At 44.0% G+C, this 10,740-nt stretch carries 8 protein-coding genes; 5 read left to right on the top strand and 3 right to left on the bottom strand.

What is annotated here, in order from left to right; translation table 11 throughout:
• Positions 1-261: 261 nt before the first annotated feature.
• The 5 genes from NM125_RS11910 (at position 262) to NM125_RS11890 (ending at position 5,380) form a co-directional block, all read left to right on the top strand.
• Positions 262-1,284, top strand: a complete 1,023-nt coding sequence (locus NM125_RS11910; protein WP_255135159.1) for a Gfo/Idh/MocA family protein — start codon at positions 262-264, stop codon at positions 1,282-1,284.
• A gap of 6 nt (positions 1,285-1,290) precedes the next feature.
• The gene (locus NM125_RS11905; RefSeq protein ID WP_255135158.1) at positions 1,291-2,526 is read left to right on the top strand and encodes a DegT/DnrJ/EryC1/StrS family aminotransferase; all 1,236 of its coding nucleotides are present in this window, start codon (positions 1,291-1,293) and stop codon (positions 2,524-2,526) included.
• Between the two features lie 508 nt (positions 2,527-3,034).
• Complete coding sequence (locus NM125_RS11900; protein ID WP_255135157.1) at positions 3,035-4,060, top strand: vWA domain-containing protein; 1,026 nt, start codon at positions 3,035-3,037, stop codon at positions 4,058-4,060.
• A 10-nt stretch (positions 4,061-4,070) separates the two neighbouring features.
• Positions 4,071-4,574: a cupin domain-containing protein gene (locus NM125_RS11895; RefSeq protein WP_255135156.1), complete on the top strand. Its 504-nt coding sequence runs from the start codon at positions 4,071-4,073 to the stop codon at positions 4,572-4,574.
• A 50-nt stretch (positions 4,575-4,624) separates the two neighbouring features.
• Positions 4,625-5,380 carry an HAD hydrolase family protein gene (locus NM125_RS11890; protein WP_255135155.1) on the top strand — a complete coding sequence of 252 codons (756 nt, stop codon included), beginning with the start codon at positions 4,625-4,627 and terminating at the stop codon, positions 5,378-5,380.
• A 449-nt stretch (positions 5,381-5,829) separates the two neighbouring features.
• Here NM125_RS11890 and NM125_RS11885 read toward each other — a convergent pair whose 3' ends face one another.
• From NM125_RS11885 to NM125_RS11875, 3 genes are all read right to left on the bottom strand, one after another.
• Positions 5,830-9,249, bottom strand: a complete 3,420-nt coding sequence (locus NM125_RS11885; RefSeq protein WP_255135154.1) for a coiled-coil domain-containing protein — start codon at positions 9,247-9,249, stop codon at positions 5,830-5,832.
• Between the two features lie 60 nt (positions 9,250-9,309).
• Positions 9,310-10,185 (bottom strand): MBL fold metallo-hydrolase, encoded by an 876-nt coding sequence (locus NM125_RS11880; RefSeq protein WP_255135153.1) that lies wholly within the window; start codon positions 10,183-10,185, stop codon positions 9,310-9,312.
• A gap of 207 nt (positions 10,186-10,392) precedes the next feature.
• Positions 10,393-10,710, bottom strand: a complete 318-nt coding sequence (locus tag NM125_RS11875; protein ID WP_255135152.1) for a cytochrome C oxidase subunit IV family protein — start codon at positions 10,708-10,710, stop codon at positions 10,393-10,395.
• Positions 10,711-10,740: the final 30 nt, after the last annotated feature.

The raw sequence follows: 10,740 nt of genomic DNA, 5'->3' as shown, positions 1-10,740 counted from the left end.
GATTGAGGTAATCAAGGAAATCCGATAATCCTGCAAATCATGGTTCAAAATTTGATGGTTGAATTAGGTGACCGTGCCAATACATACAGACCCCTATCTGTCTTTCCCCTTGATAAGGGGAAAGGACTCCAATAAAAGTACTCGGGCAGGTAAGAAATAAATCATCAAGTACAGAATAATAGCTTTGATAGTATAGTTTCTCAGATGGTTTGAATTCAACAATTTCGTTACCTTCGAATGCATTAATTCCAAAATGATTTTATGAAAGAAATAAGCTTTTCAGTTATTGGATTCGGCAGAATTGGTAAACGTCATGCCAAAATAATTCATGAATATGAACATAGCCGGTTAATTTCGATTACAGATACAGTTGCCAAGCAAATGGAGGGAGCTTCAGAGCTTGGGATTGAGGCTGTACAACATGATTCAGTTTCCTCTTTTCTGAGAGAAGATAGCGGTGAAAGTGATGTGGTCTGTATTTGTACACCCAATGGTTTTCATACTGAATATGCGGTGAAGCTCTTGAATGCCGGCTATCATGTGGTAATTGAAAAACCGATGGGTTTATCTAAGGAGGGTTGCCTGGATGTGATAGGAGCTCAAGAGGCTTCAGGAAAAAGAGTGTTTGTAGTTAAGCAGAACCGATATAGCCCGCCCTCAGCATGGATGAAGAAAGTGATTGAAGAAAAAAGGATTGGCGATGTGCTGATGGTTCAGGTGAACTGCTATTGGAACCGGGATGAACGGTATTACGGAGACAACAGCTGGCGCGGAACTAAAGATCTGGACGGCGGAGCTTTATTTACACAGTTCAGTCATTTTGTGGATTTGATGTATTGGGTATTCGGGGATATTAAACAGCCAAAATCGATTATTAAAAACTTCACTCATCCTAACCTGAAAGACTTTGATGATTCCGGTTTTGCCCAGTTTGAGTTTGTGAAGGGAGGGATGGGTAGCATCAATTATTCCACTTCCTGCTGGGATAAAAATATGGAAAGCAGTATCACCGTAATTGGTACAAAGGGAAGCTTCAAAGTTGGAGGTCAGTATATGAATGAGGTGGAATATTGCCATATTGAAGATTATGAAATGCCGGAGCTGGCCAAAACTAATCCACCTAACGACTACGGACCCTTTAAAGGAAGTGCAGCCAACCATCATTATGTGATTGAAAACGTGGTGGAAACGCTGAACGGCAAAAGCGAAGCCACGGCCAATGCCTTTGAAGGAATGAAAGTAGTAAGTATCATTGAACAAATTTATAAAGCGGCTCAGGGATAATACGTCATGTCTATACCTTTACTTGATTTAAATCGGCAATATGACTCTATTAAAGGGGAGATTAAAACGGCTATCGATGAGGTGCTGGAAAGCCAATATTTCATCATGGGGGATGAAGTCAAAGAATTTGAGGATGAAGTAGGGGCATACTGTAAGGCTAATCATGCGTATGGTTGTGCTTCAGGTTCAGATGCCTTGCTGCTGGCCCTTATGGCCATCGACTTGCAGCCCGGCGATTATGTGTTAACCTCGCCGTTTACTTTTTTTGCCACGGCCGGTGCTATTTCAAGGATTGGAGGTATCCCGGTTTTTCTGGATATCGAGAAGGATTCGTATAACCTGGACCCGAAGCAGGTACGGCGCTTTATGGAAGGAGAGCATCCGGTCTTTAAAAAACTGAATCCGGATCGGGAAAAGATTAAGGCCATTATCCCGGTACACCTGTACGGACAAATGGCGGATATGGATCCGATCATGAATATCGCCGAAGAATATAATCTTACGGTAATTGAAGATGCCGCCCAGGCTATCGGAGCTGAATATAAAGGTAGGCGGGCAGGAAGTGTGGGTGATTTCGGATGTTTTAGTTTTTTCCCCAGTAAAAATCTGGGGGCTTTTGGAGATGCGGGACTTGTCACTGTGAAAAACGAGAAGCTTGCTGAAAAACTGGATATCCTTCGACTTCATGGAGCCAAACCGAAGTATCACCATAGTTTAGTGGGCATCAACAGTCGGTTGGATACAATACAGGCCGCCGTTCTTTCCGTAAAACTCAAATATCTGGATGAATGGTCGGAACGAAGAAGAGAAATTGCTCATCGATATAACCGGCTTTTTGAAGAGGCAGGTGTTTCCGGTGAATTGGGAGATTGCTCGAAAAGTTGTGTGGAAATGGGGGGCAGCGGGTGTTCACTCAACCCGAATAAAATCATCACCCCGATAGAAACAACCGGTTCAAAAGAGAACAATGGCCGGCATATTTACCATCAGTACACTATTCGATCCAGTAATAGAGATCAAATAGCAAAGGCTTTATCAGAACATAATATTGGTCACTCGGTATATTATCCGGTTTCCCTTCACGAGCAGGAGTGTTTTGCTTACCTGGGATATCAGCCGAAAGATTGCCCGGTTTCTCATTGTGCCACCAAACAAGCCATTTCAATCCCCATTTTTCCGGAACTAAAAGAGGAAGAGATTGAGAAGGTGGTTGAGGTTGTGAGTGGTGCGGTGAAAAAGTAAAGGTAGCCTTGGCAAGCAGACCCCTATCTGTCTTTCCCCTTTTAAGAAGGGGAAGGACGCTATTGTAAGATTTCGCTGGTTATAGCTGAGTATAGAATAATGGGATTCGTGTTTTGAAACTTGATTTTTTGGATTTAAGGGTTGGCAGGATTGCTTGGGGTAATCAAGGAAATCCGGTTAATCATGTAAATCATGGTTCAAAAATGTGATGGTAGGATTAGGTGCCAGTGCCACTACATACAGACCCCTATCTGTCTTTCCCCTTGGTAAGGGGAAAGGACGCCTTAGTAAGATTTTGCTAAGTATAAAAGAATGCGATTCGTGTATGAACCATGATTTTTGGATTTAAGGATGGGCAGGATTGATTGGGGTTATCAAGGAAATCCAGTTAATCATGTAAATCAAGGTTCAAAGAAGAGCAGCCTTACAGGCCCTCAACTTTTTATAATTTTATTACTGCAACAAACGCTTTGAAATCTCTATCTTAGGAGCCTAAAAGTTTGAATCTATGATCTGGGAACAACCTTTATTTTTATGGCTTCTTGTATTGATTCCTGCCCTCATTGCATTGATGTGGTGGCAATCCCGAAGGGTGCGCAACTGGAAGAAACAGTATTTCAGCAGTGAATTATTTTCTACACTCCGAAAAGGATTTTGGCCTTTGGGAAACCGGCTGAAAAATATCTCCATGCTGGCAGGAATGTTCTTTTTGATCGCAGCACTGGCCGGACCTAAAATCGGAACCGAAGTTCGGGAAGTAAAACGCCAGGGAATAGATATGCTGGTGGCTCTGGATCTTTCAGCCAGTATGAATGCGGAGGACGTCCGCCCGAGCCGACTGGAAAAAGCCAAATTTGAAATCAACCGGCTGATTGAACGACTTCGTGGTGACCGTGTCGGGCTGATTGTTTTTACCGGTGAAGCTTATCTTCAAAGCCCGATGACGCTGGACTATTCTGCTCTTCGTCTTTTCCTGGATATTGCCGATACTGAACAAATGCCGAGTTCAGCTACCGATTTCAAATCAGCTATGGAAACGGCACTGCAAGCGTTTAATGCTCTGGAAGAAAATGCGACGGAAGCGGCTAAGGTGCTGCTTATCATTTCGGATGGGGAAGATCATGGCCAGTCGTATGATGAGGCTTTGAACGCATTGGTTCAGGAAGATATTTCGGTATATACTCTGGGTGTTGGAACCACAGACGGAACCACCATTCCTCTTTACGAGGAAGGAACCGGGGAGTTAATTGGATATAAAAGGGATAATGATGGGAGGGTGGTCACCACCGAGCTTCAGCCTCAAATACTCAGAAGTATCGCAAACGCCGGACACGGAGAGTATTACTCCATAGAGCGGGGGAATGATGGTATTGACTCCTTTCTTGCACGGATGGATGAATTGGAGAAGGGGGAATTTGCCAGTCAGGAGTACGCCGATTACAAAAACCAGTACCAGTGGATGGGAGCATTGGCACTTTTATTTTTATGCATCTATGTGCTGGTTCCCTCTTATTCTTCTTCAAATGATAAATGATAGTTTTAAAATGAGTTCAACAAAGAAAGAACAGCTATTCAACAAGACGAAAAAGAAATTGGAAGAACAGGGGTTTGAGATAAAAGCTCATGACTTGAATCGTCCCTGGGGTGGTTTTTTTGTTATTGATGAGGATCAGGCTCAAAAATTTATCGATACCTATTTTGATGATGACGTTGAGATGAGTGATGTGAATATCTCCGGCAAACTAAGCCCCAAGATTCTTTTGGTGGAACCTGGTAAAAGACTTTCCTGGCAGTATCATCATCGCCGGGCTGAAATGTGGCAGGTAGTTGAAGGCCCTGTAGGTATAGTTCGAAGTAAGTCGGATGAACAGGGAGAAGTGCTTGAATATAAGTCAGGAGACCTGATAACCCTTGAAAAGGGCGAACGCCACCGATTAGTTGGCCTTGACAAATGGGGGATTATCGCAGAAATATGGCAGCATGTGGATGCAGAAAATCCCTCGGATGAAGACGATATCGTCCGGCTTGAAGATGACTTTGGCCGGTAATTCTTATGTACCCTTAATTTAATCTTACTCACACTTATCTATTTTATTTCATGATTAAGCTATTCATCACCGATTTAGACGGCTGTATTTCTCATCCCTTTGTAAGTCCAAACTGGGAGGCGGTAACTAAGATTAAAGAACTAAATCAGCGTAGCAGAGAAGTGGAGGAAATTCCGGCTCTGACCATCTGCTCCGGTCGTCCGTTCCCTTATGTAGAATGCGTTGCCCAGTGGCTGGACGTGAACATCCCTATGGTTTTTGAAAGCGGAGGGGGAATGTATGATTTCAACACTAATGAAATTACATGGAACCCTCATTTTAATGATGAAGCCAAAGCAGCCGTTGCAGAAATCCAGGACTGGATAAACGGTACGTTGGTCAAGAATTACAAAGGCACCTATCCGGAATTTGCCAAGTACACAGACGTGGGGTTGGTGAATCCTGACCCTTCAAAGGTCGCCCTCATGCATCAGGAAGTGCTGAATTATGTGCCTGAGCGATACCCAATGTTTGAAGTTCACGCTACCGATATTTCGGTTAACATCATTCTGAAAAAAGCCAACAAAGGCGTGGGTATTCGCTTACTCTGTGAACTTCTTGAAATTGACCTGAATGAAGTCGCCTACATCGGTGATAGCAGCGGAGATATGCCGGGCTTGGAAATTGTTGGAAAATCATTTGCTCCATTAAACGCCAAGTCGTTTGTAAAGGACGCTGTTGACTACGTCACCAAAGAAACAACCGAAGGCGTCCTGGAAACTTATGAAGAGATTATAGCTTATAATAAGAGTCTGGTTTCTGCTTGAAGCTTAAACTTGGTAGCCTTGGCAAGCAGACCCCTATCTGTCTTTCCCCTTGGTAAGGGGAAAGGACGCTTTAGTAAAATTTTGCTGGGTTTAGCTGAGTTTAGAAGAAAGGGATTCGTGCTTTGAACCATGATTTTTGGGATTTAAGGATTCTTAGGATTGAATAGGGGTAATCAAGGAAAATCCGGTTAATCTTGTAAATCATGGTTCTAATGCATGGTGGTTGAATCAAAAGGTTATGCCATGACAAGCAGACCCCTTTCTATCTTTCCCCTTGGTAAGGGGAAAGGACTCCTTAGTAAGATTTTTACTGGGTTTTGCAGAGAATAGCGGAATGGGATTCGGGTTTTGAACCATGATTTTTGAGATTTAAGGATTGGTAGGATTAATAGGGTAATCAAGGAAAACCGGTTAATCTTGTAAATCATGGTTCAAATGAAGGGCAGCATTCAGTTGATACTTTCTTGCTGTTCCTGAAGGCTTTTTAGCAGCTCGAAATAGTTTTCAATCAGTCGTTGATAGTCCGGGGAGTATTTGGTGAAGTTCGGGTCGTTCAGACGATTTCTGATTTCTTTTTGAAGCTCCTCAAGCGTCATTTCAGGAGGACGGGATTGTTCAAACTCCTGTGCCAGATTGCCTTCCCGTTTTTCTTCCTCGCCCCGTTCCTGCATAGCTTGCTCGGCCTGCAACATGCGTGATAAAATATTTTGCTGCCTCTCCACCATGGTAGGATCTGCGGAACCGCCTCGTAGATCGTTGATGGTATCCTCCATGTCTTCAATCATACGTTCAAGCTCGCTGCCAATGCGATCTCCGTCCATCTCGCCTTGCTGTTGCAGCTCCTGGAGTTGTTTGCGAATTCGGTTTTGTTGCTTGGCAATCTGGTTCAATCGCTCCATCTGGTTTTGATTGAGCCGCTCTCCCTGCATGTCGTTAATGATATCCTGAAGCTGTTGGTTTAGCTGCTGCTGCATTTGTCCGGATTGCTGGAGCTGCTCCATCATTTGCTGCATACTCATTCCACCTCCGCCACCACCGCTTTGGGAGTTCTGAAGCTGCTCAAGCAGGTTTGCAATCATAAAAGAAATATCATTTATACCTCCCAAAGCCTGGCGGGAAGCTACCGACGACTGACTTCGGTTTCGCTCCGACATTTGCTCCAGAGATCGCTGCAGTCGTTTCTCAACCTCCAGTTTTTTGCGGTTAATTTGATTGGAGAACTGGGGTATTTCAGCTGAAAGTTGAAACAGGGAATCAGAGACGGATTTAAATATCTCCTCCACATTTCGCTGGTTGCGGGCATAGCTCACATAGGCCTGACTTCGGTTTTCAGTGGCTGAAGCAAGGGTGGTTAAATCTTCCTGTTCAAGGGATAAATTCAGCAGAGAATATAAGACGTACTGCAAACCGGCAATGTTAATGTTCATCTGCTGCTGGCCCATGTTCTGCATCATGCTTCGGGTATTCTTGGCCAACTGCTCATATTTCTGTTGCCGGTTGTTCTGTTGATTCTGATTGTCCTGCTGGCTTTGAGAATTTTGATCCGTATTCTGTTCTCCTTGTTCTCCTTGTTCTCCTTGTTCTCCTGATTGGTCCCCGGACTCAATTTCTTCCTTTAAATCATCACTTAGTTGTTCCAGTTCCTGCCGGGTTTCTTCCTGAAATTCACTAACAGCTTTTTCATTCTTGGCAGAGGTGTTGTTAGAAAGAGAATCCACCTGGTTTTTAAGCTTCTCATTTTCTTTTAAGGATTGCTCCAGTTGCTGCTCTCGGTTTTGGGCTGATATACCCGGGTCTGTTTCCTCTTTCTGAGCTCGTTCTTCTTCTTTCCGGGCCATGTCTTCGAAGGACTTCGCCAGCTTATCAAGATCGGAATTGAGCTTCAGTTGCTTGAAAAGTTCGACGGTCCGTTCCAGTCGTTCCCGATATAATTCCTCATTAAACTCGAGATTTTCCATCGCTTGCCGAAGCTGCTCCGGGTTCATTTGTCCCAGTTGTTCCTGCAGTTTCTCCATGGCTTCACGAAAGGCAGGATCATCAATCTCCTCCATCAGTTTTTGGAGCTCGTCGTAGGCTTTCTGAGTTTCCTCTGAAAGCATATTGTCCCTGCTCATCTCCTCTTTGAGCTCTTCAAACTTCTTATTCAGTTCATCAATTTTCTTTTGAACTTCCTCCTGCTGTTTCTGAACCTGCTCCAGTTCCCGCTTTTCCTCGTAGCCGGTATTCTCTGGATTGTCTTTCATTCTTTCTTTGAATTCCTCGTACTGACGCTGGGTTTCCTCAAAAGACTTTGAGATATCTTCGAGTTCGGATTCCACATCGTCTTCCTTTTTATCCACGTCTTCAAAGTAATCTACCATAGAGGGGACGGTCAGCTTCAGCTTTTGGGAATTCGAAGATTTAAAGCCGTTGTACCGGTCATTATCACTTGCAGAAATCCAGAAGGTAAGTTCATCCTGCGGTTTTAATTCAAAGGGTTGAAGGTCCCAAACATAGGGTTGAAGAGCACCTTCTTGTGGCTTTTTCAGAGGGAGGGAGCCGGTGACAGGCTCTTCCACATAAGCTCGCCTGAGTTCATAATTGAGGTTGGCTGAAGTCAAACCAAAGTCGTCGGTTGCCCGATATAAAAGTTCCAGCTCAGTGGGGTTTACTTGTTGAATGGATTCTTCCGGTTCCAGCAATTCCACCAGGGGATATTCATCAGCCTGTGGTACTACAATGATTTGAAATGGATTCTGATTGGTAAGTCCGCTTTCATCTTCAATGTGAAAGCGAAGGGTGTCGGGACGAGATACCTCAATTTCATAGCTAAAGGTACTGTCTTGTTCCACAAATAAATCCAAGAGCTCGGTAGATGTGTACATCTGCAAGTAAGATGCCATTTTATTAAGCGAACCGGACAGCTTAACGGTTGAACCTTCATACGCCCTGAGCTGAGAAATAGGATAGGAAATAATGGATGAATCAAGCTCGGTGTATTTCGGCGGTATAACAGTGGCCTGTAGTTCACTGAAACGTGGACGCAATTGCACATCGGCGGTAAACAGCTCACTTTGGTAGCCATCCATCTCCACGTAGTACTGCATCTTGTTGTTCAAATCCTGAGGAATTGACCGGAAGTAGGTGCCGGAGGCCTCCATAGCCCGCGTTCTGAACTCTTCCTCAACCGATGTTTTTATACGCAAACTTACGTCTCTCGGAATTAGATCACCGGTGAATTGAACCTCTACCTGAAACGGACTTCCCTGTTCAACGGTCACATCACCCGGGGAAACGGTATATAGAAAAGGATTGGGCTTGGAGTAGGATTCCCAAAACGTAAAAGATCGCTGAGTTGCAGCATTGAAATTAAAGGCAGTGATTCCAAGTACTGCCAGCGTGGCGATAGAAAGTGTGAATAACCGCGAATAACTTTTATGACTGTCAGAACTCTTTGTGTATTCGGTTAAAGTATTCTGAAGCCGTTGAGTTTCAATTTTACCCAGGTTTTGAAGAATAGCGGCATCTACCAGCGCTCGGTTTCCTGACGATGATTTTTCTAAATCGAGGGTGTCCTTAAGTTCCGGTAAGTTGCTTTCCCGGCTAAATTCGCGGTAAAACTCCCTGAAACTGGCTGGATTTGAGCTGCTTAAGCCTTTCCATAAAGAAAAAGCTGCGGCTGAAATTAACACGCCAAGTACTACCGATTTGGAAGCAACGGAGAGGTAAAACACATGTTCGGTGATAATAAAAGCGGTAAAGCCGGCAAGTACAATCAAAGCAGATCGTAGCAGTAAACTCAGCCTTTGTTTAGACTGTACAGACTGATAAGCCTCCCTGAGGAGGGTTTCAACTTTTTGACTGGATGTTTGCTTGCCGGTATTTGCCATGTGCTACTATAAGAAAGAGAAGTGTGTGATAAAAACTTCTTGTAAGACTATTTATTGCAGTCAGAAGTCATTCAGCGTCAGGGTTTCAGCTACTGAGAACCGTCCGTCATTGTGCTCAATGCGGATGATTTCCTGATGGGCATCATGCTCTAAATACAAGTTCCAATTGTTTTCCGCGGCCTGTTTTAAAAACGCATCTTTTTCACTGAGCGTTTGAACCGGATACATATCATACCCCATTACCCAGGGAAGGGGAACGTGGACATGGGTAGGCAATAAATCCGCTACGAAAACAATCGACCCTTCAGTAGATTCAATTTTCGGCAACTGTTGACCAATGGTATGCCCGTCAACATTAATGGCGGAAAGGTCGGCTTCATATTCGTGATTTTCTTCTACCAGATTCAACTTACCGGATTCTTTAAGCGGTTGGATGTTTTCATGCAGAAAGCTGGCTTTTTCCCGTGCATTGGGGTTCGTTGCATTTTCCCAGTGCTTCTTCACTACATGATATTGTGCATTCGGGAAGGTTAACTCCAGCTCTTCATCGTCATTATAAAAGCTGCTGCCTCCGCAATGATCAAAATGTAGGTGTGTAAAAATGATGTCGGTTACATCCTCAAAAGAAAACCCGTGATGCTCAAAAGAGTTCTCCAGGTTCTTGACGCTGTAATCGAGCTGGTAAATATCTTCCATTTTATCATTGAACTTGGTTCCGGCACCGTTGTCAATAAGGTAAAGCTTACCGGTGTTTTTGGATTTTATAAGCAGGCAGCGCATGGTCATGGGGATGCGGTTTTTCTCATCCGCCGGCAACCCTCGCGACCATAACGTTTTGGGAACTACGCCAAACATAGCACCGCCGTCTAAGCGGAAGTCTCCCGTTTCGATGGTATATAATTCAAAGGATCCAAAGGTGGTTCTTGATAAGCTCATGTACAATGTTTTTGGTTGAATCCGAATATAACAATCAGCGAAGAGTATTCAGAATGGGCTACCTTTATTTACAAGGTTAAATGGATTTGGTGACGTTCCTGGCGTAGAGACACAAAATCTTGTGTCTCTACGCCAGGAAAAAAACAACATAAAAAAAGCCCCGAGCGATTAGCACGGGGCTTCAGAATTCTTAATCTGTTCCGTTATCTAAAAAGAAGGAACCACATCGTTTCTGTACATGGTGTCCAGCAAAGTAATGCCTACCATCAGTATAAAGAAACAAACGGCCATGATAAGCAGCATGGCGTTGAACTTAACATCCCAATACAGATTCATGAAAAATGCGGCTACCAAAAATGCCTTTACCAATGCAACAGCCATGGCGGTAACTACATCGAAGGGAGGTGGAATGGCAACAAATTTCGCCAGTACTACGGTAATGATAGTCAAAATCAGCAATGCGGTACCAACGGCCCAAAGCTGGCCTGCTGAAGAAACGTGATGTTCGTGATTATGTGCGCTCATAATATCTGTATTCTAAGTTCTTAGGTGGTG

It is taken from the genome of Gracilimonas sediminicola (assembly GCF_024320785.1).
Classification (GTDB): domain Bacteria; phylum Bacteroidota; class Rhodothermia; order Balneolales; family Balneolaceae; genus Gracilimonas; species Gracilimonas sediminicola.
Note: the sequence above shows the minus strand (reverse complement) of the source record. Positions and strands in the feature narration are given on the sequence as shown.